This is a genomic window from Streptomyces sp. NPDC001407 (genome assembly GCF_042895325.1).
Taxonomy (GTDB): Bacteria; Actinomycetota; Actinomycetes; order Streptomycetales; family Streptomycetaceae; genus Streptomyces.
This window is the reverse complement of sequence record NZ_JBIAWF010000017.1, coordinates 152388-178304: the sequence shown is the minus strand read 5'-3', so window position 1 is coordinate 178304 and position 25917 is coordinate 152388. Positions and strand designations below refer to the sequence as shown.

Annotated in this window: 19 protein-coding genes and 1 tRNA gene; 8 read left to right on the top strand and 12 right to left on the bottom strand. The window is 68.6% G+C overall.

The genetic code is table 11. The annotated features are described in order from the left end of the window. Positions 1-239 precede the first annotated feature (239 nt). Positions 240-2744: an aminopeptidase N gene (pepN, locus tag ACFY1P_RS23545; protein WP_390751772.1), complete on the top strand. Its 2505-nt coding sequence runs from the start codon at positions 240-242 to the stop codon at positions 2742-2744. A gap of 83 nt (positions 2745-2827) precedes the next feature. On the opposite strand, the gene atpF is transcribed toward pepN, so the two are convergent. After that, positions 2828-3382, bottom strand: a complete 555-nt coding sequence (atpF, locus tag ACFY1P_RS23540; protein WP_361526914.1) for a F0F1 ATP synthase subunit B — start codon at positions 3380-3382, stop codon at positions 2828-2830. Between the two features lie 208 nt (positions 3383-3590). On the opposite strand from atpF, the gene ACFY1P_RS23535 reads away from it, so the two are divergent. Together ACFY1P_RS23535 and ACFY1P_RS23530 are read left to right on the top strand one after the other, a co-directional pair. After that, the gene (locus tag ACFY1P_RS23535; RefSeq protein ID WP_390751771.1) at positions 3591-5099 is read left to right on the top strand and encodes a pyridoxal phosphate-dependent decarboxylase family protein; all 1509 of its coding nucleotides are present in this window, start codon (positions 3591-3593) and stop codon (positions 5097-5099) included. Beyond that, positions 5096-6571 (top strand): SidA/IucD/PvdA family monooxygenase, encoded by a 1476-nt coding sequence (locus ACFY1P_RS23530; RefSeq protein WP_361526910.1) that lies wholly within the window; start codon positions 5096-5098, stop codon positions 6569-6571. Before ACFY1P_RS23535 ends, ACFY1P_RS23530 begins: the two co-directional genes overlap by 4 nt. On the opposite strand, the gene ACFY1P_RS23525 is transcribed toward ACFY1P_RS23530, so the two are convergent. Beyond that, positions 6527-8338: a bifunctional metallophosphatase/5'-nucleotidase gene (locus ACFY1P_RS23525; RefSeq protein ID WP_390751770.1), complete on the bottom strand. Its 1812-nt coding sequence runs from the start codon at positions 8336-8338 to the stop codon at positions 6527-6529. The two genes, ACFY1P_RS23530 and ACFY1P_RS23525, sit on opposite strands and share 45 nt — an antisense overlap. A gap of 148 nt (positions 8339-8486) precedes the next feature. On the opposite strand from ACFY1P_RS23525, the gene ACFY1P_RS23520 reads away from it, so the two are divergent. The 3 genes from ACFY1P_RS23520 (at position 8487) to ACFY1P_RS23510 (ending at position 11692) form a co-directional block, all read left to right on the top strand. Next, positions 8487-9185, top strand: a complete 699-nt coding sequence (locus ACFY1P_RS23520; RefSeq protein WP_361526906.1) for an SIMPL domain-containing protein — start codon at positions 8487-8489, stop codon at positions 9183-9185. A 146-nt stretch (positions 9186-9331) separates the two neighbouring features. After that, positions 9332-10753, top strand: coding sequence for a pyruvate kinase (gene pyk, locus ACFY1P_RS23515; RefSeq protein ID WP_390751769.1), 1422 nt, complete (start codon positions 9332-9334; stop codon positions 10751-10753). Positions 10754-10960: 207 nt separating this feature from the next. Beyond that, on the top strand, positions 10961-11692 hold the full coding sequence (locus ACFY1P_RS23510; protein ID WP_361526902.1) for a class I SAM-dependent methyltransferase: 732 nt from the start codon (positions 10961-10963) through the stop codon (positions 11690-11692). Positions 11693-11695: 3 nt separating this feature from the next. Here ACFY1P_RS23510 and ACFY1P_RS23505 read toward each other — a convergent pair whose 3' ends face one another. Together ACFY1P_RS23505 and ACFY1P_RS23500 are read right to left on the bottom strand one after the other, a co-directional pair. Further along, on the bottom strand, positions 11696-12484 hold the full coding sequence (locus tag ACFY1P_RS23505) for a helix-turn-helix domain-containing protein (protein WP_390751768.1): 789 nt from the start codon (positions 12482-12484) through the stop codon (positions 11696-11698). 82 nt (positions 12485-12566) lie between these two features. Next, positions 12567-12654: transfer RNA gene (locus ACFY1P_RS23500), tRNA-Leu, on the bottom strand. Between the two features lie 89 nt (positions 12655-12743). Here ACFY1P_RS23500 and ACFY1P_RS23495 point away from each other — a divergent pair. Beyond that, the gene (locus tag ACFY1P_RS23495; RefSeq protein ID WP_361526898.1) at positions 12744-13391 is read left to right on the top strand and encodes a response regulator; all 648 of its coding nucleotides are present in this window, start codon (positions 12744-12746) and stop codon (positions 13389-13391) included. A gap of 62 nt (positions 13392-13453) precedes the next feature. On the opposite strand, the gene ACFY1P_RS23490 is transcribed toward ACFY1P_RS23495, so the two are convergent. From ACFY1P_RS23490 to ACFY1P_RS23455, 8 genes are all read right to left on the bottom strand, one after another. Continuing rightward, positions 13454-14170, bottom strand: coding sequence for an ABC transporter ATP-binding protein (locus tag ACFY1P_RS23490; protein ID WP_390751767.1), 717 nt, complete (start codon positions 14168-14170; stop codon positions 13454-13456). After that, entirely contained in the window at positions 14167-15033 is an 867-nt protein-coding gene (locus ACFY1P_RS23485; RefSeq protein ID WP_390751766.1) for an ABC transporter ATP-binding protein, read from the bottom strand. The genes ACFY1P_RS23490 and ACFY1P_RS23485 overlap by 4 nt, the downstream gene beginning before the upstream one ends. Positions 15034-15038: 5 nt before the next feature. Then, positions 15039-16862 (bottom strand): branched-chain amino acid ABC transporter permease, encoded by a 1824-nt coding sequence (locus ACFY1P_RS23480; protein WP_390751779.1) that lies wholly within the window; start codon positions 16860-16862, stop codon positions 15039-15041. Between the two features lie 5 nt (positions 16863-16867). Further along, on the bottom strand, positions 16868-17800 hold the full coding sequence (locus ACFY1P_RS23475) for a branched-chain amino acid ABC transporter permease (protein ID WP_361526890.1): 933 nt from the start codon (positions 17798-17800) through the stop codon (positions 16868-16870). A 91-nt stretch (positions 17801-17891) separates the two neighbouring features. Then, complete coding sequence (locus ACFY1P_RS23470) at positions 17892-19127, bottom strand: branched-chain amino acid ABC transporter substrate-binding protein (protein WP_361526888.1); 1236 nt, start codon at positions 19125-19127, stop codon at positions 17892-17894. Positions 19128-19526: 399 nt separating this feature from the next. Further along, entirely contained in the window at positions 19527-19925 is a 399-nt protein-coding gene (locus tag ACFY1P_RS23465) for a hypothetical protein (protein WP_390751765.1), read from the bottom strand. Positions 19926-20002: 77 nt separating this feature from the next. After that, complete coding sequence (locus ACFY1P_RS23460; protein ID WP_361526884.1) at positions 20003-20467, bottom strand: PaaI family thioesterase; 465 nt, start codon at positions 20465-20467, stop codon at positions 20003-20005. An 84-nt stretch (positions 20468-20551) separates the two neighbouring features. Then, positions 20552-22834 carry an FdhF/YdeP family oxidoreductase gene (locus tag ACFY1P_RS23455; protein WP_361526882.1) on the bottom strand — a complete coding sequence of 761 codons (2283 nt, stop codon included), beginning with the start codon at positions 22832-22834 and terminating at the stop codon, positions 20552-20554. Positions 22835-23030: 196 nt separating this feature from the next. Between ACFY1P_RS23455 and polA the strand changes: the two genes are divergently transcribed. After that, positions 23031-25745: a DNA polymerase I gene (polA, locus tag ACFY1P_RS23450; protein WP_390751764.1), complete on the top strand. Its 2715-nt coding sequence runs from the start codon at positions 23031-23033 to the stop codon at positions 25743-25745. The last annotated feature ends 172 nt before the right edge of the window (positions 25746-25917 follow it).

The following is a 25917-nucleotide window of genomic DNA, read 5'->3' as shown; positions in this document are numbered from 1 at the left end:
TTTGAGGACAGCGCGCGAAGCGTGCTTCGGGGGTCTGGGGGCTTGCCCCCAGTTTCGGGAAGGGGCGGGGTAGGGGAACAAGCCCGCCGCAGGCGCCCACCGACCCGCAACCGGGGGGCTGGGGTGCGCCCTCCACGCGGCGGAGCCGCACATCAGACGCAGCGGGAAGGGGCGGGGTAGGGGAAAAGCCCACCGCACACGGCACCCGCACACGCCGCCAAGAACGAGATCATGACCCCATGCCCGCACTGACACGCGAAGAAGCCCAGGACCGAGCCCGACTCCTCGACGTCCACCGCTACGAGATCGACCTCGACCTCACCCGCGGCGACGACCTCTTCCGCTCCACCACCGTCATCCACTTCTCCGCCCGCACCGCAGGAGACACCTTCGCCGAGATCAAGCCGGCCACCCTGCACCACGCCACCCTCGACGGACACCTCCTCGACCCCGCCACCCTCGACGACAACCGGCTCCCCCTCACCGGCCTCGCCCCCGGCCCCCACGAGCTGCGCCTCGAAGCCGACATGCGCTACTCCCGCACCGGCGAAGGCATGCACCGCTTCACCGACCCCGCCGACGGCGAGACCTACCTCTACAGCCAGGCCTTCCTCGACGACGTCCAGCGCGTCTTCGCCGCCTTCGACCAGCCCGACCTCAAGGCCGTCTTCGACGCCACCGTCACCGCACCGCCCGCCTGGACCGTACTCGGCAACGCCGTCGCCACCCGCACCGGCGACCCCGCCGAAGGCCGCTGGACCCTCGCCACCACCCAGCCCCTGAGCACCTACTTCGTCGCCTTCGCCGCAGGCCCCTGGCACTCCGTACGCACCGAACACGCCGGACTGCCCTTCGCCCTGCACTGCCGCCGCTCCCTCGCCGCCCACCTCGACGCCGACGCCGAGGAAATCCTCGACATCACCCGCCGCTGCTTCGACCGCTTCCACGAGATCTTCGACGAGCCCTACCCCTTCGACTCCTACGACCAGGCCTTCGTCCCCGAATTCAACGCCGGCGCCATGGAGAACCCCGGCCTCGTCACCTTCCGCGACGAATACGTCTTCCGCTCCGCCGTCACCGACACCGAACGCCAGACCCGCGGCGTGACCATCGCCCACGAAATGGCCCACATGTGGTTCGGCGACCTCGTCACCCTCCAATGGTGGGACGACATCTGGCTCAACGAGTCCTTCGCCGAATACCTGGGCTACGAAGTCCTCGCCCAGGCCACCCGCTTCGACGGCGCCTGGACCGAATTCGCCTGCTCCCGCAAGAGCTGGGGCTACGACGCCGACCAGCGCCCCTCCACCCACCCCGTCGCCCCCGACCTCGACGCCGTCCCCGACACCGCCTCCGCCCTCCTCAACTTCGACGGCATCTCCTACGCCAAGGGCGCCTCCGTCCTCCGCCAGCTCGTCACCTGGCTCGGCGAGAAGACCTTCCTCGCCGGCCTCAACGACCACTTCACCCGCCACCGCTTCGGCAACGCCACCCTCGCCGACCTCATCGACTCCCTGGCCCGTCACACCGACCGCGACGTCCACACCTGGGCGGACACCTGGCTCCGCACCACCGGCGTCGACACCCTCACCCCCGCCACCACCGAAACCGACGGCCACTGGCACCTCACCGTCGACCACCACGGCACCCGCCCCCACCGCATCGCCGTCGGCGCCTACGACCACGACCCCGCACACCCCACCCGCCTCACCCTCCGCGACCGCTTCGAGACCGACGTACCCCTGGGCACCCCCACCACCCTCCCCGGCCCCCGCCCCGCCCTCCTCCTCCCCAACGACCGCGACCTCACCTACGCCAAGATCCGCCTCGACCCCACCTCCTGGGACACCGCCGTACGCTCCCTCTCCGGCCTCCCCGACCCCCTCGCCCGCGCCGTCGTCTGGAACGCCGCCCGCGACATGGTCCGCGACGCCGAACTCACCCCCACCGCCTACCTCGAAGCCGCCCGCGCCCACCTGCCCCACGAAACCGACACCGCCATCACCCGCGGCGTCCTCACCTTCGCCCGCCAGCAGATCACCGACCGCTACACCCACCCCACCGCCCGCCCACAGGCCCTCGCCACCCTCACCGACCTCTGCCACGACCTCCTCGACCGCACCACCGGCCACCACACCCAAGGACTGCGCCTCACCGCCGTACGCACCCTCATCGACAGCACCACCACCCCCGGCACCCTCCACCACTGGCTCACCACCGGCACCGCACCCGGCGGCCCCGCCCTCGACCCCGACCTCCGCTGGCGCGCCCTCGCCCGCCTCGCCGCCCTCGGCGCCACCACCCCCGCCGCCATCGACGCCGAACTCGCCCGCGACCCCAGCGCCACCGGCCAGGAAGGCGCCGCACGCTGCCACGCCGCCCTCCCCGACCCCACGGCCAAACAAACCGCCTGGGACGCCATGTACACCCGCGACGACCTCTCCAACTACCTCTTCATCGCCACCGCCCAAGGCTTCTGGCAGCCCGAACAGCTCGACCTCCTGCGCCCCTACCGCGACCGCTACTTCCCCGCCGCCACCGCACTCGCCACCCGCCGCGGCCCCGCACTCGCCGACGCCACCGGCCGCCACGGCTTCCCCCACCCCTTCGTCGACACCGACACCCTCCACCTCGGCCAGGAATGCCTGGCCACCACCGCCCCCACCCCCGCACTGCGCCGCAAACTCACCGACCAGATCGACGACCTCCGCCGCGCCCTGACCATCCGCACCGCCCGCCCCTAACACGAAAAAGCCGAGGCTCCCATGACCCAGAACAGGGTCACGGGAGCCTCGGCACATCAGCGGCGCCCCAGGCGCCGCCCGCGTCAGTCGCGCTTCTCGCTCACCGCGTCCGACGGCTGCGCCGTACGCAGCTCCTCCAGGAAACGGTCCACGACACCACTCTCACGAGCGAAATCCCCCACCGGCTCACCGGCGATCCGGCCCGCCAGCTCCGTCGCCAGCACACCGACCTGCTCACGCAGCTCGGCCTCCGCGACCGCACGCTCCGCGTCGATCACCGCGTGCCCCGCGGAAATGATCTCCTCACGCTGCCGCTGACCCTCGGCCCGCAGCTCCGCGATGATCGCCGTACCCTGCTCCACCGACTCCTGGCGCAGGCGAGCGGCCTCGTGCCGCGCCTCGGCCAGCAGCTCCTGATACTCGGCGTGCACCCGCGCGGCCTCCGCGCGCGTCGCCTCAGCCTCGTCGAACCGCCCGTCGGTGGCCTTCTCGCGCTCGACGAGGACCTTGCTGATCCGGGGGAGGAGCACCTTCGCCATCACGGCGAAAACAATGAAGAAGAGGACGAACCCAAGGACGAGCGGCGCGGGCTCGGGCTTGAGCGGCCCTACATCGATAGCGAGAAAGTTCATGGCCATGGGTGCAGATTAGTCGACGCCGAGCCCGAAGTCCGCCCCGCACCCCTTAGCAGACCCAACTCTCCGCCGTCGCACGGCATACCACCATCGGGCGAAACCCCACCGGAGCACGGTCACCGAACGTGCGCCGACAGTAACTTGATGCAGTTGCCGCCCGCCCCGACCCCACCCGCCCACCCCACAACACAACCCAAAAGGGGGCACCAGCATGTCCGAGACCACCCTCCCGCCCCTCGCCGGAGACACCGAGGGACCCTCGGCACTCCGCCCCCTCCTCGAAACCGTCCTCGACGCCCTCACCCAAGGCGCCACCACCCGCGCCGGCCCCATCCCCCATGGCGGCCCCCACACCACCACCGCACGCGTACGCGCCCTCGGTCCCGCCCTCCCCGAACACGGCACCGGCCCCCACGAAGCCCTCCACACCCTCGTACGGGCCCTCGCCGAAGGCGCCGCCGACCCCGCCCACCCGCACTGCGCCGCCCACCTCCACGGCCCACCGCTCGCCCTCGCCACCGCCGCCGACCTCGCCGCGAGCGCCCTCAACCCCTCACTCGACTCCTGGGACCAGGCCCCCGCCGCCTCCGCCCTGGAAACCGAACTCCTCCACGCCCTGGCCGCCCTCGCCTACCCCCACCACCCCGCACCCGACGCCATCGCCACCACCGGAGGCACCGAGTCCAACCACCTCGCACTCCTGCTCGCACGCGAGAAAGCACGCCACGGAGCGCACCCCGCCACCACACCCGACGGCGCACACCACCCGGCGGCCGGCAGCACACCCGGAACCACGCACCGCCCCAAGCCGTACGACTCCCCGTACGGCACCCCACCCCGACCCGACCGCACCCTCCGCGTCATCTGCGGCGCCAACGCCCACCACAGCATCCACCGCGCCACCTGGCTCCTCGGCCTCCCCGCACCCCACACCCTCCCCACCCCCACCGGAACCCTCGACCCCACACACCTCCACACCGCACTCCACACCCACCCCGACACCCCCACCCTCGTCATCGCCACCGCCGGCACCACCGACACCGGCCGCATCGACCCCCTGCCCCACCTCGCCGACCTCTGCCACACCCACCACGCCCAACTCCACATCGACGCCTCCTACGGCGGCCCCCTCCTCTTCAGCGACACCCTCCGCCCCGCACTCCACGGCCTCGACCGCGCCCACACCATCGCCCTCGACCTGCACAAACTCGGCTGGCAACCCATCGCGGCCGGCCTCCTCGCCGTCCCCGACACCACCGCACTCCACCCCCTGGCCCACCGAGCCGACTACCTCAACGCCCCCGACGACACCCAAGCCGGCCACCCCGACCTCCTCGGCCGCTCCCTGCGCACCACCCGCCGACCCGACATCCTCAAGATCGCCGTCACCCTCCGCGCCCTCGGCCGCACCGGCATGGGCCGCCTCATCGAACGCGTCTGCGCCACCGCACACCACCTCGCCGACCTCATCGACGCCCACCCCCGCTTCGAACTACACGCCCGCCCCACCCTCAGCACCGTCCTCTTCCGCCCCACCGACACCGACGACCACACCATCGCCACCACCCGCCGCCGCCTCATCCACCACGGCCACGCCGTCCTCGGCCGCACCACCACCCCCGACGGCCTCTGGCTCAAAACCACCCTCCTCAACCCCCACACCACCCCCCACCACCTCCGAACCCTCCTCAACCTCGTGGAAGGCCACATCAACCCATGAACAACCCCAACCCCCCGAAAAAGCCCCAACACACCAACCCTGACACCACCCCCCAACCCGGCCCCCGCACCACCCCCGACCACCCCCTCGACATCGCCGGCATCGGCATCGGCCCCTTCAACCTCTCCCTCGCCGCCCTCGCCCACGGCCTCCCCGGCCTCCGCACCGCCTGCTACGACCAGACCCCCACCTTCCGCTGGCACCCCGGCCTCCTCATCGACGGCACGGCCCTCCAAGTCCCCTTCCTCGCCGACCTCGTCACCCTCGCCGACCCCACCAGCCCCTGGAGCTTCCTCAACTACCTCAAAAACCGCGAACGCCTCTACCCCTTCTACTTCGCCGAGCGATTCCACATCCAACGCGCCGAATACGACGCCTACTGCCGCTGGGTCAGCCAATCCCTCCCCGGCCTCCACTTCGGCCACCAGATCGACGCACTCCGCTGGAACCCCGAACGCAACCTCTTCGAAATCGACTACACCCAACTCGACACCGAAGGAGAAGCCGAAGCACTCGGCCGCGCCTACGCCCGCAACCTCGTACTCGGCGTCGGCACCACACCCCACATCCCCGAACCCCTACGCCCCCTCACCGAAGCCCCCAACGTCCCCGTCATCCACTCCGCCGACTACCTCGACCACCGCGAAAAAATCCTCGCCGCCGACCACATCACCGTCATCGGCTCCGGCCAGTCCGGCGCCGAAGTCTTCCTCGACCTCCTCCGCAACCGCCCCACCGGCCGCGAAAAACTCCACTGGCTCGCCCGCACCCCCGCATTCGCCCCCATGGAATACAGCAAACTCGGCCTCGAACAATTCACCCCCGACTACACCCGCTACTTCCACGCCCTCCCCGAAGGCGTACGCAACCAACTCCTGCCCCAGCAATGGCAACTCCACAAAGGCATCGCCACCGAAACCCTCGCCGACATCCACGAAGAGCTCTACCGCCGCAGCCTCCACGGCGGCTGGCCCGACACCGTCCTCACCCCAGGAGTCTTCGTCCGCACCGCCGGCCGCGTCGGCACCACCCGCGTCGAACTCCACCTCGAACACGCCCAACAAGGCACCCGCTCCCGCATCACCACCGACGCCGTCGTCCTCGCCACCGGCTACCGCGAACGCCGCACCGACACCCTCCTCGCCGCCCTCGACCCCTACATCCGCCGCGACCACAGCGACCGCCCCCGCATCGACGAGAACCACCGCCTAGTCCTCGACCCCCTCGTCAAGGGCGCCGTCCACGTCCAGAACGCCGAACGCCACACCCACGGCATCGGCACCCCCGACCTCGGCCTCGCCGCCTGGCGCAGCGCCGTCATCCTCAACGCCATCACCGGCAGGACCGCCTACCCCCTCCCCGAACGCACCGCCTTCACCACCTTCGGCCTGGAGCCGCGGCCACAGCCGCGACCCCGGACCACCACCTCAGAAGACCGGCGCACCATCCCGCGTCAACTTCCAGTCCACTGACGCGAAACGCCCCACATCGATCGACCCCTGGGCCCGCACCCACGAGATGATCGTGTTACGGATCTCCTCCGAATTCGCCCACACCTGCTTCGCCCGAGCGACATGCGGGAAATTCCCCCCACCACTCGCCCGGTAATTGTTCACCGCCAGCACAAACCGCGCCGCGTCGTCCAGCGGCTTCCCGTCGAACAAGAGATTCGAGATCCGCGCCCCCGGCGCCTTCGCGATGTCGATCTCGTACGAGAGGCCGCTGACCACGTCATAATTGAAATCCGGAATGTTCTCCGCATTCGTCAGCTTCGCGGGATCCACCGCACCACCGGGCGCCGTCCGCACGTAATACCGCGCCGAGAACTCCAGATAATCCCGCACCTGAGCCCCCGTCAACACCCGGGCCTCCAGCGTGTTCTCGAACGGATACAACCCCGCCACCTGGCGAATCGACACCTTCCCCGCCGGCACCCCCGCCGTCCGCGAAAAACACGACGCCTGCGACAACACCGGCAACCCCGCGAACTCCGAACCCCGCAACGCCGCACGCACCGTCTCCGCCTGCACATGATTGATGAAATCAATCACCGGCGTGTCCTTGTACGCGGCCTCCGCCGCACTCATCGCCGCCGACGACGTACCGATCACCTCATTCACATACGCCACCACCTTCCGATGCTCACCCCGCAACAGACCAGTGATCTTCGGATCCTCGGCAACCGTATTTGAATTCAACACCTTCGCCCCCACCGACGACACCCGCCAACACCCCCGCTCCCACACCAGATCGAAGTCGAACACCGTCAACCGCTGCCCCCACTTCAACGGCTCCGACAACACCACCTCCCGACCCGACTCCTTGTTCACCACCCGCCGCTCGGGAATCTCCACATGCGCATGCCCCACCAAAATCGCATCGATCCCCGGCACCCGCTCCGCCACCAACGCCGCCGCATTCTCCACATACGGCAACGCATCCCCGTACGACGACGAACCATCCGCCCCCGAATGCGCCGCGACAATCACCACATCCGCACCCATCGACCGAAGCTTCGGCACCCACTTCGCCGCCTGCTCCTCCAACCCCGGGAACACCATCTTCCCCTGCACATTCGCCCGGTCCCAGATCGAGATCCCCGGATTCGTCAACCCCAGCACCGCCACCCGCACATCCCGCCCGAACGGCGCCCGCACCCGCTTGATCACATACGGCGGAAAAGCCGGACGCAACGTCTTCGCATCCAACGCGTTCGCACCCAGCAGCGGGAAATCACACTGCTCCTCGAACTTCCGCAGCACCGGAATACCGTAATTAAACTCGTGATTCCCCAACGCCGCCGCGTCATACCCCATCGCATTCATCGCCCGCGCCATCGGATGCACCGGACCGTGCGCCTTCGTGATCGGATCCACCCGCGCGTAGTAATACGACAGCTGAGTACCCTGAATCGTGTCACCCGCGTCGATCAGCAGCGTATTCCGCCGCCCCTTCTCCCGCCGCACCTCATTCACCAGCGTCGAGATCTTCGCCAGCCCCACATCGTTGTGCGCCTTGTCGTCGAACTCCGCATCCGTGAAATAGTCCCAGTTGAAGACATTCCCGTGCAGATCCGTCGTCCCCAGCACCGACAACGCGTAATGCCTGCCCCGGCCACCACCCGAGCCGGCCACCACCTCCCGCGCCTCCGCCGACCCGGCACCCACCGACCCCACCAGCGCGACACCCGCACCCGTGGCAGCCGTACGCCCCAGGAAATTCCTCCGGTTCAACGACACGTCAACTCCCAGAATCTCGCAGCTCAACTCACTGACAACGCGCGTAGATTCTGGCGCCCGGCACCCCCGCCACAACACCCCCACAAGGTTGCGAAACGGTGACTCCCACGTGGCGCCCCCATACCCCCCGGCCTGAGACGCTGACCCCATGACCACACCCGCACCACTGCCCTACGGCACCCCCGACAGCCCCCGACTCGCCGTCCGCGGCGAAGCCCACCTCGAAGTCGACCCCGAAATCGCCCACATCGGCATCACCATCAGCGCCCGCGGCACCGACCGCACCACAGCACTCAACGACCTCACCCGCCGCAACAACCACACCCTCGACCTGCTCAAGACCTACGGCGACACCGTCGAAAAACTCGAAACCGGCACCTTCACCATCACCCCCCAACTCACCGAAAAAGGCCGCCACGAACGCATCCACGCCTACCACGGCACCGTCCGCCTCACCGCAACCATCGGCGACTTCACCACCCTCGGCGAACTCACCACCCGCCTCGCCGCCCTCGACCTCACCCGCGTCGACGGCCCCTGGTGGGCCCTGCGACCCGACTCACCCGCCCACCGCGCAGCCCGCCAACAAGCCGTACGCGAAGCCGTCCAACGCGCCCGCGAATACGCCGGCGCCCTCGGCGCCCAACTCGTCGCCCTCGTGGAACTCGCCGACCTCGGCGCCGAGAACACCGCCCCCGGCGGCCCGCCCCCCGCGCCCGGCGGCCTCATGCGCTCCGCCGGCTACGGCGGCGCCGCCCCCACCCCCGCACTCGACCTCGAACCCCAGCGCCAGAACGTCTACGCACAGGTCAACGCCCGGTTCACCATGACACCCCCCGCACTCTGAGAGACCCACGCGCGGGGCGTGCAAAAGCGCTCATCGGAGCACCCCCGCGCACGTTTCACTAATTGTCAACGAGCTTTTACCCAACGGACGTTGGGGGGTTGGACTCGACCAATTCTCTACCCACCGGTAGGTCATAAGCTCGTGCCATGCGCCGAGCAAAAATCGTCTGCACCCTGGGACCGGCCACCGACTCGTACGAGCAGATCAAGTCACTCGTCGAAGCCGGAATGGACGTCGCCCGGTTCAACCTCAGCCATGGCACCTACGTCGACCACGAGGCGCGGTACCACCGAGTACGCAAGGCCGCCGAGGAAACCGGCCGCAGCATCGGCATCCTCGCCGACCTTCAAGGCCCGAAGATCCGCCTCGGCCGATTCCGCGAAGGCCCCGTACTTCTTGAACGCGGCGACGAGTTCACCATCACCGTCGAAGACATCCAGGGCGACCGCCACCACTGCGGCACCACCTACGACGGCCTCGCCGCCGACGTCACCAAAGGCGAACGCATCCTCGTCGACGACGGCCGCGTCACCCTCGAAGTGACCAGCGTCGACGGCCCCCGCGTACGCACCATCGTCATCGAAGGCGGCATGGTCTCCGACCACAAGGGCCTCAACCTCCCCGGCGTCGCCGTCTCCGTCCCCGCCCTCTCCGAAAAGGACGTCGAAGACCTCCGCTGGGCCATCAGGACCGGGGCCGACGTCATCGCCCTGTCCTTCGTCCGCAGCGCCGACGACATCGTCAACGTCCACCGCGTCATGGACGACGAAGGCCGCCGCCTCCCCGTCATCGCGAAAATCGAAAAGCCCCAGGCCGTCGAGAACCTCCCCGGAATCGTCGACGCCTTCGACGGCATCATGGTCGCCCGCGGCGACCTCGGCGTCGAAATGCCCCTCGAAACAGTCCCGATCGTGCAGAAGCGAGCCATCAAACTCGCCCGGCGCAACGCCAAACCGGTCATCGTCGCCACACAAATGCTCGACTCCATGATCGACGCCTCCCGCCCCACCCGCGCCGAAGCCTCCGACGTCGCCAACGCCGTCATCGACGGCACCGACGCCGTCATGCTTTCGGGTGAGACCAGCGTCGGCAAATACCCCGTGGAGACGGTCAAGACGATGGGCCGCATCGTCGCGGCAGCAGAGGAGGACGTCCTCGCCAAGGGCCTCCCACCGCTGAGCGAACGCGGCAAACCCCGCACCCAGGGCGGCTCCGTCGCCCGCGCCGCCGCCGAGATGGGCGACTTCCTCGGCGCGAAGTACCTGGTCGCCTTCACTCAATCCGGTGACACGGCACGGCGCTTGTCCCGCTACCGCTCCCCGATCCCCCTGCTGGCCTTCACCCCCGAGCCGGCGACCCGCTCCCAACTCAACCTCACCTGGGGCGTGGAGACCTTCCTGGGACCGATGGTCCAGACGACCGACGAAATGGTCGACCAGGTCGACGAACACCTGCTGAAGATCGGCCGCTGCCAGAAGGGCGACATGGTCATCATCACGGCCGGCTCCCCGCCGGGGGTGGCGGGCACGACGAACCTGGTGCGGGTCCACCACATCGGAGAGGAGTGAAAAACCCGCCTCGACACCGCCGGGAAAGGGCCCTGGAGGGCCTTCGCCGGGGGACGGGCGAGCGCGCGTACGGGGTCGAGGGTTTGGCGGGGTCACACCGCTCACGCTCCGGCCGCAGGGGCCTTTCCACGCGCTCGCGGCATCCGTCCTGAGCTGGGCTTACGCACGGCGCGGCCGTACCGTTCCCTCAGGTGAGAGGGGGACCGGATGGACCGGAACATACGCACGGTCGACGACGTACTCAAGCTCCTGGACGGCCTGTTCGCACCGGACGCCGACCGCTGGACGGCCGACGGGGCCGCCTGGTGGGACGGCTTCTACGGTGACCGAACGAAGCCGGTGCCGTTCTTCGTGGCGAAGCCGGACGAGAACCTGGCCTCGTACGCCGACCGCGGACTGATCACCCCCGGCCGAGCCCTCGACCTCGGCTGCGGCCCGGGCCGCAACGCGCTGCACCTGGCCTCACTGGGCTTCCAGGTGGACGCGGTCGATCTCTCCCCGACGGCCATCACCTGGGCCGAGGAACGCGCCCGCGAGGCCGGGGCCGACATCCGCTTCCACTGCGGAGACGCGTTCGCCCTGGCCGGGACCGAACTGACGGGCCCGTACGACCTGATCTACGACTCGGGCTGCTTCCACCACCTCCCACCCCACCGCCGCATCAGCTATCGCGCGCTTCTTGAGCGCGCGCTGGCGCCGGGCGGGCACTTGGGCCTGACGTGCTTCGCGTCCGGAGCGATGGGTTCCGAACTCCCCGACGCGGCGTTCTACCGGGAGTCGGGCCTTGGGGGCGGGCTCGCCTATACGCCGGAGTCGCTGCGCTGGATCTTCTCCGACCTGGAGGAGGTCGAACTGCGGCGGATGCGGGACGAGTTGCCGGAATCGGAGTGCTTCGGTGAGGAGTTTCTGTGGACGGCGCTGTTCCGGCGGGGGGTGTAGCGGTCAGTATTTGGGGCCTATGTGGGCGTCCATGAGGGCGACGGATGCTCTGCGGGCTACGGAGATGTTGAATGGGGCGCCGTCGCGAGCGAGGACGCTCCATTCGACGCCGACGGTGGTGAGGGTGTCGCAGTAGAGCTTCCGGATGTCATCCGACTTGTTGGCGAACATGTACCGGGGGTACTCGTAGCGCTTGCGTACACCGCCGACGAGACGCGTGGTCCAGTTGGTGATGCGGCAACCGTCGGAGTGGATGAGCCCGCGTATGAACTCCCAAGGGTGGGCGTCCACGATTTCCTGTTGCCAGGGTTCGAGTGCGATGAGGCGCTCGTGCTTCTTGCCGGGGCCGTGCTGAGGGAACAGGCACCAGAGGTGTTTGGAGTAGATCTTCACGTTGTGGCATCCCTTGCTGCGGACGCGGCAGACCGAGTTGTCGGGGAGCACCCCGCGCATCGCTTTCTCGCAGTCGTCCATCAGCCCCGGCCAGTCGTCTGCACACGTGATCATGAGGCTGGGCACTCGATGCCCGGAGTGCTGGATGATGTGGCCGTCACCGAGGTAGAGGCCCAGGAGGTAGGAGTACGCGGCCTCGTCGAGCTCACGGCCGTCGCATCTCGGGCACTTGGGATTGTGGGCCCCGGGGCATTCCCCGCGCTTCGCCCGGTCCATGTGCCGCCAGTAGCTGACCGTGCCGAGGGGGACATTCAGGGCGCGTGCGACGTCCGCATTCTTGGAGCCGTTCCGCAGGAGAGTGAGGGCCTTCTGGCGTACCTCTGTGCCGTGCATCTGCATGGAACAACCGTGCGTGACAAGTGCACTGCGCGGAGTGAAATGGCGGGACTTCACGAGAAGGTGATCGTCCGCTTTTGAGCATTGGTGCCCGGTGTGGGATTCGAACCCACATGCCCCAGAGGGCACGGCGGTTTGAGCGCCGCGTGTCTCACCAGTTCCACCAACCGGGCAGGCTGCATGTGACACCCTACCGTGTGCGCGTACGTGGCAGCAGCTGGGTAGGCTGAGCTGGCACCACCATGCCCGATCGAGGAGACCCGTGACCGCCGCCGAGCCCACGCCGCCCGTCGACGACGAGCCGCAGCACACCCCTCCCCACATCACCCGCGTCGTGATCGCCGAGGACGAGGCCCTCATCCGGCTCGATCTCAAAGAGATGCTCGAAGAAGAGGGGTACTCCGTAGTCGGCGAGGCGGGCGACGGGGAGACCGCGGTCGCGCTCGCCCGGGAGCACAAGCCGGACCTGGTCATCCTGGACGTGAAGATGCCCGTCCTGGACGGGATCTCCGCCGCCGAGCAGATCGCCGCGGACTCGATCGCGCCCGTGCTGATGCTCACCGCCTTCTCGCAGCGCGAGCTCGTGGAGCGGGCGCGGGACGCCGGGGCGATGGCGTATCTCGTGAAGCCGTTCAGCAAGAGCGATGTGGTGCCGGCCATCGAGATGGCGGTGTCGCGCTTCACGGAGCTGAAGGCGCTGGAGCGGGAGGTCGCGGACCTCTCCCAGCGGCTGGAGACGCGGAAGCTCGTGGACCGGGCGAAGAGCGTTCTCCAGACGCAGTACGGGCTGACCGAGCCGGCCGCGTTCCGGTGGATCCAGAAGACGTCGATGGACCGTCGGCTGTCCATGCAGCAGGTGGCCGAGGCGGTCATCGAGGATGCCGAGGAGAAGAAGGCCAAGGGGCAGTAGGCAGTACGCGTACGAAGGGCCCGCGTCCGCAAAAGCGAGGACGTGGGCCCTTTCGCATGCCCTCAGTCCTCGCCCAGGTACGCCTTCCGCACTGATTCGTCGTGCAGCAGATCCGCTCCCGATCCGGAGAGCACGATCTTCCCGACCTCCATCACATGGCCGCTGTCGGCGAGCGACAGCGCCGCCTGCGCGTTCTGTTCGACGAGCAGGATCGTGGTGCCGGTGGACTTGAGTTCGGCGATGGTCTCCATGATCTTCTGCATCATGATCGGGGAGAGGCCCATGGAGGGCTCGTCGAGCATGAGGAGTTTGGGGCGGGACATCAGGGCCCTGCCCATGGCGAGCATCTGCTGTTCGCCGCCGGAGAGGGTGCCGGCGGCCTGCTTCGCCCGTTCCCCGAGGATGGGGAAGAGCTCGTAGGCGCGCTGGATGTCCTGCTGTATGCCGCTGGTGTCCTTGCGGAGGAACGCTCCGAGCTGGAGGTTCTCGGCGATGGTGAGGCGGGGGAAGATGTGGCGGCCTTCGGGGGAGTGGGCGAGTCCGAGGGCGACGATCTCGTGGGCGGGGGTGCCGACGATGCTGCGGCCGTCGAAGCGGATGGTGCCGTCGAGTGGCTTGATGAGGCCGGAGAGGGTGCGGAGTGTGGTGGTCTTTCCGGCGCCGTTGGTGCCGATGAGGGTGACGATCCGGCCGGTTTCGACGATGAAGGTGATTCCTTTGACGGCTTCGATCTTGCCGTAGGCGACGCGGAGGTTCTCGACCTCCAGGAGGGCGGTCATCGGTCTTCCTCCGGCGCGGCGTGTGCGGATTCCGCTTCCGCTTCGGCGGCTTCGACTTCGGCGACTTCTTCCTGGCCGGGGGCGCCTTCGAAGGGTGTGCCGAGGTAGGCGGCGATGACGCGTTCGTCGGCCTGGACGGTGTCCGAGGTGCCTTCGACGAGTTTTTCTCCTTGGACGAGGACGGCGACGCGGTCGCAGAGATTGAAGATGAAGCGCATGTCGTGCTCGATGACGAGGACGGCGGTGCCTTGTGCGCGGATGGCGCGGACGAGTGCTTCGGTGGCGCGGGTTTCCTGGGGGTTCATTCCGGCGGTGGGTTCGTCGAGGAGGAGGAGTCCGGGGTCGCTGGCAAGTGCGCGGGCGATTTCGAGCTTGCGTTGTTCGCCGTAGGGGAGGTTGCGGGCGAGGTGGTCGGCTTTGGGGGTGAGGCCGGTGAAGTCGAGGAGTTCCATGGCGCGTTGGGTGGAGGCGGTTTCGGCGCGGTGGAATCGTGGGCTGCGGAGGAGGGCGGCGAAGAGTCCTTCTTTGGTGCGGGTGTGGCGGCCGACGAGGACGTTTTCGAGGACGGTCATGTTGGCGAAGAGCCGGATGTTCTGGAAGGTGCGGGCGATGCCGGCTCGGGTGACGAGGTGGGGTTTGGGTGGGAGGACGGTGTCGCGGTAGGTGACGGTGCCTTCGGTGGGGCGGTAAAGGCCGGTGAGGCAGTTGAAGAAGGTGGTTTTTCCTGCTCCGTTGGGGCCGATGAGTCCGACGATTTCGTGGTGGTTGACGGTGAGGTCGACGGTGCGTACGGCGGTGAGTCCGCCGAAGCGCATGGTGACGCCGGTGGCGGTGAGGACGGGGGCGTTGTGGGTGGTGTTCATGGTGGTTACGCCTCCGCCTTGGTGATGCCGAGGGTGGGGGTGGCGTCCTCGTGGTATTCGAGTTGTTGCCTGCGGTTGGGGATGAGTCCTTCGGGGCGGAAGCGCATGAGGAGGATGAGGGCGAGGCCGAAGGTGAGGAGTTGGTAGTCGTGGAGGAATTGGAGTTTGGCGGGGATGAGGTAGAGGAGTGCGGCGCCGAGGAGGGGGCCGCGGATGGTGCCCATGCCGCCGAGGATGACGGCGGCGAGGAGGAATGCGGAGTTGGGGGGTACGGGGCCGGCGAAGACGTATTGCTCGGGTACGACGGTGTAGGCGACGTGGGCCTGTACGGTGCCGGCGAGTCCGGCGAGGGTGGCGCCGAGGGCGAAGGCGAGGAGTTTGAGGCGGAAGCTGTTGATGCCCATGGCGGTGGCGGCGGTCTCGTCCTCGCGGATGGCGATCCAGGCGCGGCCGATGCGGGAGTTGCCGGCGCGGCTGAAGACGAGGACGACGAGGATCGTGATGAGGAGCATGAGGAGGTAGTAGTTGGCGAAGGGGTTGAGGGTGATGCCGGTGAGGTGGTGGGTGGAGCCGAAGTTGTAGCCGAAGAGGTTGAGGTCGGGGATGTTGGGGATGCCGTTGGGGCCGTTGGTGAGTGAGGGGCCGGATTCGCCGTTGAGGTTGCCGACGGTGATGCGGAAGATCTCGCCGAAGCCGAGGGTGACGATGGCGAGGTAGTCGCCGCGGAGGCGGAGGGTGGGGGCGCCGATGACGATGCCGAAGGCGAGTGAGGCGGCGGCGCCGGTGAGGACGGCGGCCCAGAAGGGGAAGTGGACGCCGAGGGTGGAGGCGGTGGAGCCGGAGACGAGGGCGGCGGTGTAGGCGCCGACGCCGAGGAAGGCGACGTAGCCGAGGTCGAGGAGTCCGGCGAGGCCGACGACGACGTTGAGGCCGAGGGCGACGGTCGAGAAGATCAGGATGTTGACGGCGATCAGGGTGTATTGGTCGGTGGACTGGGTGAGGGGGAAGAGGGCGGCGGCGACGAAGGCGGCGGTGATGGTGATGTTGCGGTGTTTGTCGGTGAGTTCGGTGAGTCTGGTGATGAGGCCGGCTTTGCGGAGGGCGAGGGTGGTGAAGGCGGTGAGGATGAGGAAGCCGGTGAAGAGTTCGCCGTAGCCGGTGCCGATGCCGTAGGTGACGAGGTGGAGGGCGATGCCGAAGGTGGCGGCGATGATGAGGATTTCGGCCCAGGCGGGGAGTGGCCGGGCGGCGGGCAGGGGGCGGTCGGTGCGGCCGGGGCGGATGGTGCGGAGTGTGCCGCGGAGTGCGGTGGCCAGGGGGCGGGGGAGGGTGGCGAGGCGGCTGTTCGCGGGGTAGGAGGCGGTGGTTCGGCGGTCGATGGGGAGGCCGAGGGCGCCGGTGAGGGTGAGCAGGGTGGCGAGTGCGGCGATGTAGCCGCCGGGTTCGAGGTTGGCGAGTCCGCCGAGTTGTACGGCGATGGCGGCGAGGGTGTACCAGGTGGTGGCCAGGGTGCCGGTGGCGAGGTAGGTGGTGGCGTCGTGGCGTCGGGTGGGGTTGAGCCAGCGGAGTCCTGGGGTGGGGCGGGTGGCGAAGGTGAGGGCGAGGGTGAGGAGGGCGCCGGTGAGGGTGAGGAGTTGCAGTCCGCCGGGGTAGCCGTTGACGGTGAGGTTGCCGGGGAAGGCGGTGGTCCAGGTCCAGGAGAGGAAGGTGGAGGCGGTGGTGAGGAGGGCGCCGGTGGTGGTGAGGGTGCGGGCGGCGGTGAGGGGGAGGTGGAGGACGGGGGTGGTTTCGAGGTTGGTGTCGTGGGTGGTGTCGGTGGTTGGGGTCATGGTGGTCACGCCCGATCCGCGACGCGTTCGCCGAGCAGTCCTTGGGGTCTGATCAGGAGGACGAGGATGAGGAGGGCGAAGGCCCAGACGTCTTTCCAGCCGCCGCCTCCGAGTTGGTGCATGCCGGGGATGTTCTGGATGTAGGTGGTGGAGGCGGCTTCGGCGATGCCGAGGACGACGCCGCCGAGCATGGCGCCGTAGATGTTGCCGATGCCGCCGAGTACGGCGGCGGTGAAGGCTTTGAGGCCGAGGATGAAGCCCATTTCGAAGTTGATCTGGCCGGCGCGTAGTCCTTGGGCGACGGCGGCGACGGCTGCGAATGCGCCGCCGATGGCGAAGGCGAGGACGATGATGCGGTCGGTGTTGATGCCCATGAGTTTTGCGGTGTCGGGGTCCTGGGCGGTGGCTTGCATGGCGCGGCCGGTGCGGCTTTTGGCGACGAAGAGGCCGAGGGCGAGCATGCAGAGGGGTGCGGCGATGAGGACGAAGAGGTCGTCGCGTTGGATGTGGATGTTGCCGGCGAGTTCGAAGGAGTCGCCTTGGAATTGGGGGAAGGCGCGGGATTTCTTGGCGTCGGGGTAGAAGGCCCAGACGGTTTGCTGGAGGGCGATGGAGAGGCCGATGGCGGTGATGAGGGGGGCGAGGCGGGGGGCGTCGCGGAGGGGACGGTAGGCGAAGCGTTCGGCGGCGGTGGCGATGGCGACGGAGGCTATGGCGCCGCCGATGAGCATGAGGGGGAGTGCGGTGGCGAGGGTGGTTCCTGCGGGGAGCCAGAGGTGGATGGTGAGGGCGCCGAAGGCGCCGATCATGACGATCTCGCCGTGGGCGAAGTTGATGAGTTGGACGATGCCGTAGACCATGGTGTACCCGATGGCGATGAGGCCGTAGAGGGCACCGAGGGCGAGTCCGCTGACCAGCGTTTGCGGCAGTTCGTGCACCGCGGGCCTCCGATGTGGGTGTCGGATGTGGGTCCGCGCGAGGGCGTGGTGGTGGCGTCCTCGCGCGGTGGGTGGGGGGCCTGGGGTCGGGTCAGTCCTTGAAGGTGGCGCTCTTGATGGATTTCCAGGTGTTGCCCTGGACTTGGTAGACGGTGAGTTGTTTGTTGGTGGTGTCGCCGAATTGGTCGAAGGAGACCTTGCCGGTGACTCCGTCGAAGGCGATCTTGCTCATGGCTTCGGTGATTTTGTCGCGGGCGTTGGCGGGGAGTTTGCCGTTGTTGTCTTCGACGGTTTTCTTGACGGCTTGGACGATGGCCCAGGCGGCGTCGTAGGAGTAGCCGCCGTATGCGGCATAGGGGTCTTTGTAGCCGGCCTTGTCGTAGTTCTTGACGAAGGTTTTGGCGGAGTCGAGCTGGTCGACGGGGTAGCCGACGGAGGTGCCGAGGTCGCCGTCGTTGCTTTCGCTGGATGCGGTGATGAAGGCGGGGTCGTAGATGCCGTCGCCGCCCATGAGGGGGATGTGGGCGCCGGCTTTTTTGACCTGGTCGGAGAGGAGTCCGCCTTCGGGGTACTGGCCGCCGAAGTAGACGATGTCGGCGCCGGAGTTCTTGACTTTGTTGGCGACGCTTGAGAAGTCGGTTTCCTTGACGGTGATGTGGTCGGTGCCAACGATCTGGCCGCCGAGGTGTTTGAATTCTTCGGCGAAGATGGAGGCGAGGCCGACGCCGTAGGTCTGTTTGTCGTCGACGACGAAGGCTTTGGTTTTCTTGGCGTCGTTGTGGGCGTATTGGGCGGCGAAGCGGCCTTGGATGATGTCGGTGGTGGCGGTGCGGAAGTAGGTTTTGAAGGGGCGGGTTTTCTGGCCTTTGAGCCAGTTGGCGCCCTGGCTGAGTTCGGGGCTGGTGTTGGCGGGGGAGACCTGGGTGAGGCCGGCGCGGGCGAAGACGCCTTGCATGGATTGGCTGACGCCGGAGTTGAGGGGGCCGACGACGCCGAGGACGTTTTTGTCGGCGACGAGTGTGGTGGCGTTCTGCTGGCCGGAGGCGGGGACGGCCTGGTCGTCGAGGGGTTCGGTCTTGAAGGTGATGCCTTTGACTTCTTTGTTGTCGTTGGCGGTGCGGGCGGCGAGGTCGACGGAGTTCTTGATGCCTTGGCCGAGGGCGGAGAGGGATCCGGTGAGTGGGGCGTCGATGCCGATGACGACGGTGGTTTTGGCGCTGTTGTCGTTGTCGGTGCTGCCTTTGTCGTCGCGGGAGCCGCATGCGCTCAGGGTGAGGGCGCCGGTGGCGATGGCGGTGGTGAGGACGAGTAGGGGGCGGTGTCGCAAGGTCGGGTCCTTTCCCTGGCGCGGCCGCCTCTGCTGAGGTGCCGTGTCGCCCGCCGGGCGGGGTGGGAAGGTGTGGGGTCGGGTCGTGCGGCGCCCGGGGGTGGTGACTGGCCGTGACTCTAGGGGTGCGCGGCGGTGGGTGGCAGAGGTGCTGGCCATGATGTGACTGTCTTGTTATGACGCAGGTCACTTGGGGGTGTCGTTGTAGCGGTATTGCGCGGACAGTCTTCGCCTTTGGGGTGAATGCCATCATCCAGATAGTGCGAAGGTGCAGTTCCGCTTATGTTTCGGTGGCGTGGTGGAGTCCGGCGTGTGAGGTGCAGGGCGAGGGGGCGCGGGTGCGGTGGCGGGGGGAAGTGGATCGCCCCGGGTGTCGCACGGCGTGAATGTCACGTGCTGTTACGTGGGTGGGGGGCGCCAGTTCTCGGAGCTGTGGGTGGCGCCGTCGGCCGCGGTGCAGCGCTGCTTTGCCTGATGCTCTATCAGTTTCCGGGCGGCGTCGGTTCCGCGGCGCTGCTGTTCGGCGCGGGCTGCCCGGACGATGTCGTCGTAGATGACGTACTGGTCGTTGGACAGGCCCTTTTGTTCCCAGTCGAGTCCGGCCCAGTGGCCGCCGGTGAGGTCCTGGCCGGCCCAGTAGGTGATGAGCTTGGCGCAGACCTGGACGGGCGGGTCGGTGTGGGGGGCTGCGCTGTCGCCCTCGCCGTGGGTGTCGGAGCAGCCGGTGGCGAGGGCGGTGGTGAGCAGCAGGGTGCCGATGGCGGTGGTCAGCCGTCGTGTGGTGGTGGGGTCCCTCATGGCCGAAAGGTAGGGCGGGTCGGCCGGGTGGGGAAGGGGTGTGCCGGTGGTGGCGGGTGCGGAGTTGCGGGGTCCGGTCAGGTGGTGGTGTCTGCCGGGCGGAGGACGCAGGTGAGGCGGGCGGTGCAGACGCGCTTGTCCTGGTCGTCGGTGATGACGATTTCGTAGGTGGCGGTGGTGCGGCCGCGGTGGACGGGGGTGGCGATGGCGGTGATGAGGCCGGAGCGTACGCCGCGGTGGTGGGTGCAGTTGAGGTCGACGCCGACGGCGATCTTGTCGGGGCCGCCGTGGAGCATGGCGCCGACGGAGCCGAGGGTTTCGGCGAGGACGGCGGAGGCGCCGCCGTGGAGGAGGCCGTAGGGCTGGGTGTTGCCTTCGACGGGGAGGGTGCCGACGACGCGGTCGGGGGAGGCTTCGCGGACTTGGAGGCCCATGCGGTTGCCGAGGTGGCCGGCGGAGAAGAGGGCGTGCAGGTCGTGTCCGCTGCCGGCCCATTGGTCGAGGACCTGCTGCGGGAACGTGGTCTGGCTCTGCTCGCCCATGGGTGCGGCTCCGTTCGTCCGTGGTCGTTGCGTGGTGAACGTCTTATCAGGCGGGTGGGGGTGGTGGGGGAGCCGGGTGGGTGGTCAGGCCGGGCGGGCTGGTTCGAGCCTGATGACCAGGGACTTGCTGGCGGGGGTGTTGCTGGTGTCGGCGGTGTGGTCGAGGGGGACGAGGACGTTGGTCTCGGGGTAGTAGGCGGCGGCGCAGCCGCGGGCGGTGGGGTAGTGGACGACGCGGAAGCCGGGTGCGCGGCGTTCGCTGCCGTCGGTCCATTCGCTGACGAGGTCGGCGTAGGTGCCGTCGGCGAGGTCGAGTTCGGCTGCGTCGTCGGGGTTGACGAGGACGACGCGGCGGCCGTTCTTGATGCCGCGGTAGCGGTCGTCGAGGCCGTAGATGGTGGTGTTGTACTGGTCGTGGGAGCGCAGGGTCTGCAGGAGCAGGCGGCCTTGGGGTGCGCGGGGGTATTCGACGTCGGCGGCGGTGAAGTTGGCCTTGCCGGTGGTGGTGGGGAAGCGGCGTTCGTCGCGGGGGGCGTGGGGGAGGGTGAAGCCGCCGGGGCGGGCGACGCGGGCGTTGAAGTCCTCGAAGCCGGGGATGACGCGGGCGATGCGGTCGCGGATGGTGCCGTAGTCCTTCTCGAAGTCTTCCCAGGGGGTGGTGCTCCGGGGGCCGAGGGTGCGGCGGGCGAGGCGGCAGACGATGGCGGTCTCGGAGAGGAGCTGGGGGCTCGCGGGGCGGAGGCGGCCGCGGGAGGCGTGGACCATGCCCATGGAGTCCTCGACGGTGACGAATTGGTCGCCGCCTGCTTGGTGGTCGCGTTCGGTGCGGCCGAGGGTGGGGAGGATGAGGGCGCGGGCGCCGGTGACCACGTGGGAGCGGTTGAGCTTGGTGGAGACGTGGACGGTGAGGCGGGCGCGGCGTACGGCGGCTTCGGTGATGTCGGTGTCGGGGGTGGCGGAGACGAAGTTGCCGCCCATGGCGAGGAAGACCTTGGCCTGGCCGTCGCGGAGGGCGCGGATGGCGCGGACGACGTCGAGGCCGTGTTCGCGTGGTGGGGTGAAGCCGAATTCCTTTTGCAGGGCGTCGAGGAAGGCGGGGGCGGGGCGTTCGAAGATGCCCATGGTGCGGTCGCCCTGGACGTTGCTGTGGCCGCGGACGGGGCAGACGCCGGCGCCGGGTCGGCCGATGTTGCCGCGGAGGAGGAGGAAGTTGACGACTTCGCGGATGGTGGGGACGGCGTGTTTGTGCTGGGTGAGGCCCATGGCCCAGCAGACGATGGTGCGCCGGGAGGCGAGGATCATTTCGAGGGCGCGCTCGATCTCTTCGCGGCGCAGGCCGGTGGCGCGCAGGGTTTCGTCCCAGTCGGCGGTGCGTGCCGCTGTTGCGAATTCTTCGAAGCCGTGGGTGTGTTCGGCGATGAATTCGGTGTCGAGGGCGCCTTCGGTTTCGAGGATCAGGCGGTTGAGGGTGCGGAAGAGTGCCTGGTCGCCGCCGAGGCGGATCTGGAGGAAGAGGTCGGTGAGGGGGGTGCCGAGGCCGCTGAGGCCGCGGGCGTTCTGGGGGTTCTTGAAGCGTTCCATGCCCGCTTCGGGGAGTGGGTTGACCGTGATGATCTTCGCGCCGCCGGCTTTGGCCTTTTCGAGGGCGCTGAGCATGCGGGGGTGGTTGGTGCCGGGGTTCTGTCCGGCGACGATGATCAGGTCGGCCTGGTGGAGGTCTTCGAGGAGGACGCTGCCCTTGCCGATGCCGATGGTCTCCGAGAGTGCGGAGCCGGAGGACTCGTGGCACATGTTGGAGCAGTCGGGGAGGTTGTTGGTGCCGAATTCGCGGGCGAAGAGCTGGTAGAGGAAGGCTGCTTCGTTGCTGGTGCGGCCGGAGGTGTAGAAGACGGCTTCGTCGGGGGAGGCGAGGGCGTGGAGTTCCTCGGCGATGATGTCGAAGGCGCGTTCCCAGGTGATGGGTTCGTAGTGGTCGGAGCCTTCGGCGAGGTGCATGGGCTGGGTGAGGCGGCCTTGTTGGCCGAGCCAGTAGCCGCTGCGGGTGGCGAGGTCGGTGACGGGGTGCGCGGCGAAGAAGTCGGGGGTAACGCGGCGGAGGGTGGCTTCCTCGGCGACGGCCTTGGCGCCGTTCTCGCAGAATTCGGCGGCGTGGCGCTTCTCGCCTTCGGGCCAGGCGCAGCCGGGGCAGTCGAAGCCGTCCTTCTGGTTGACCTTGAGCAGGGTGAGGGCGGTGCGTTTGACGCCCATCTGCTGGTGGGCCATGCGCAGGGAGTGGGCGACGGCGGGGAGGCCGGCGGCGGCGTGCTGCGGGGCGGCGACTTCGGGTGCGTCCTGGACTGGATCGCTGGTCGGCGGCTTGCCTGCCATCTCGCTCTCCCTTGAGCGGTCGGGGGTCGCGGATCCGTGCGTGGGTGTGGTCCGCGGATGTCCGTGCGTGCTGATCCTGTCACGGGGCACTGACAGGGGCGCCGCCGAGGCGGGCGTCAGGTGCGTGTGGCCGGGATTGTCAGTGGTCCGTGGCAGGATCGGGGGCGTGGCAGCAAAGGCGACGAAGGCAGCGAAGATGAGCGCAGTGACCGGGTCCGAGGCGGCGGGGGGAGACCGGCCCCGCCTGCTCCTGATGGACGGGCATTCCATGGCGTACCGTGCGTTTTTCGCGCTGCCCGCGGAGAACTTCACGACGGTCGCCGGGCAGCCGACGAACGCGGTGTACGGCTTCGCGTCGATGCTGGCCAACACCCTGCGTGACGAGCGGCCTACGCATTTCGCGGTGGCGTTCGACGTGTCCCGCAAGACGTGGCGCTCGGCGGAGTTCCCGGAGTACAAGGCGACGCGTTCGAAGACGCCTGACGAGTTCAAGGGGCAGGTCGAGCTGATCGGCGAGCTGCTGGACGCGATGCGGGTGCCGCGGTTCGCGGTGGACGGCTTCGAGGCCGACGATGTGATCGCGACGCTGGCGACGCAGGCGGAGGCGGAGGGTTTCCACGTCTCGATCGTCACGGGTGACCGTGACTCCTTCCAGCTGGTGTCCGATGACGTCACGGTGCTGTATCCGACGAAGGGTGTGTCGGAGCTGACGCGTTTCACCCCGGAGAAGGTGCAGGAGAAGTACGGCCTGAGCCCGTCGCAGTATCCGGATTTCGCGGCGCTGCGGGGTGACCCGTCGGACAATCTTCCGGGCATCCCGGGTGTGGGTGAGAAGACGGCCGCGAAGTGGATCACCCAGTTCGGTTCGTTCGCGGAGCTGGTGGAGCGGGTCGAGGAGGTCAAGGGCAAGGCCGGGCAGAATCTGCGTGATCATCTGGAGGCGGTCAAGCTCAATCGCCGTCTGACCGAGATGGTGCGCGATGTGGCCCTGCCGGTGGGTCCGGACGGGCTGGTGCGTGAGGCGTACGACCGCACGGCGCTGATCGCGTTCCTGGAGGGTCTGGAGATCCGTAACCAGGGTCTGCGGGACCGGCTGCTGGCGGCCGATCCGGGGGCGCAGGCCGAGGAGGAGGCGGCTCCGGCCGCCGGTGCCGAGGTCGACGGTGTGGTGCTGGCGGCGGGCGGGCTCGCTCCGTGGCTGGCGGAGCACGGGTCGGGGCCGCTGGGCCTGGAGATGGTGGATTCCTGGTCGCAGGGCAGTGGCCGGGTGGCGGAGATCGCTCTGGCGTCGGGCGAGGGCCCGGCGGTGTGGTTCGATCCGGCGGAGCTCGACGAGGCGGACGAGCGTGCGTTCGCCGAGTGGAGCGCGGATGCCGCGCGGCCGAAGGTGATGCACGACGCGAAGGCCGCGATGCGGGTCTTCGCCGAGCACGGCTGGTCGGTGGCGGGGGTCACGATGGACACCGCGCTGGCCGCTTATCTGGTCAAGCCGGGCCGTCGTTCGTTCGCGCTGGACGCGCTGTCGGTGGAGTATCTGGGCCGTGAGCTGGCGACGGCGGCCGCGGGTGACGGGCAGCTGGCGTTCGGTGCGGACGAGCAGGCCGAGGCGGATGCCCTGATGGGCCGGGCGCGTACGGTCCTGGATCTGGGTGACGCCTTCACGGGCCGGCTGAAGGACGTGGGCGCGGCGGAGCTCCTCACCAATGTGGAGCTGCCGACGAGTGCTCTGCTGGCGCGGCTGGAGCGGGCGGGCATCGCGGCGGACCGCGGCTGGCTGGAGCGGATGGAGCAGCAGTTCGCGGCGGCGGTGCAGCAGGCGGTCACGGAGGCGCACGCGGCGGCGGGTCACGAGTTCAATCTGGGGTCGCCCAAGCAGCTCCAGGAGGTTCTCTTCGGTGAGCTGGGCCTGCCGCGGACGAAGAAGACCAAGACGGGGTACACCACGGATGCCGACGCCCTGGCCTGGCTCGCGGCGCAGACGGAGAACGAGCTTCCGGTGATCATGCTCCGGCACCGTGAGCAGTCCAAGCTGCGCTCGACGGTGGAGGGGCTGATCAAGGCGATCGCTCCCGACGGGCGGATCCACACCACGTTCAACCAGACGGTGGCTGCCACCGGCCGGCTGTCGTCCACGGACCCGAATCTGCAGAACATCCCGGTGCGTACGGACGAGGGCCGGGCCATCCGGCGGGGCTTCGTGGTCGGCGAGGGCTTCGAGACGCTGATGACGGCGGACTACAGCCAGATCGAGCTGCGGGTGATGGCCCATCTCTCCGAGGACGAGGGCCTGATCGAGGCGTTCGCGTCGGGTGAGGACCTGCACACCACGGTCGCCTCGCAGGTCTTCGGCGTGGCCAAGGCCGATGTCGATCCGGAGATGCGCCGGAAGATCAAGGCGATGTCGTACGGCCTGGCGTACGGCCTGTCGGCGTTCGGTCTGTCGCAGCAGCTCAACATCGCCCCGGACGAGGCGCGCCGCCTGATGGACACCTTCTTCGAGCGGTTCGGAGGGGTGCGCGACTATCTGCAGCGGGTGGTCGAGGAGGCGCGGGCGACGGGTTACACCGAGACGATGCTCGGCCGCCGCCGGTATCTCCCGGACCTCAACAGCGACAACCGCCAGCGCCGTGAGATGGCGGAGCGGATGGCGCTGAACGCGCCGATCCAGGGCACGGCCGCCGACATCGTCAAGATCGCGATGCTGCGGGTCGGGCAGGCGCTGGAGGCCGAGGAGCTCACGTCGCGGATGCTGCTCCAGGTGCACGACGAAATCGTGCTGGAGATCGCTCCGGGCGAGCGCGAGGCGGTGGAGGCGCTGGTGCGCCGGGAGATGGCCGGTGCGGTGGCGCTGCGCGCGCCGCTGGATGTGTCGGTGGGCGTGGGCGGCGACTGGGAGTCGGCCGCGCACTAGCCCTGCGGGGCGGGCCGGTGGTCGGTGGTGTGGGTGCGTTGTCGTCCCTGCACCACCGCTGCGCGGCGGTGTCCTCAAGCGCCGGACGGGCTGGATTTGGCTGATGTGGATGTGCATCCAGCCGCTTCGGGTGACAGCCGGCCCGTCCGGCGTTGCCCAACTCCCTTGGTTT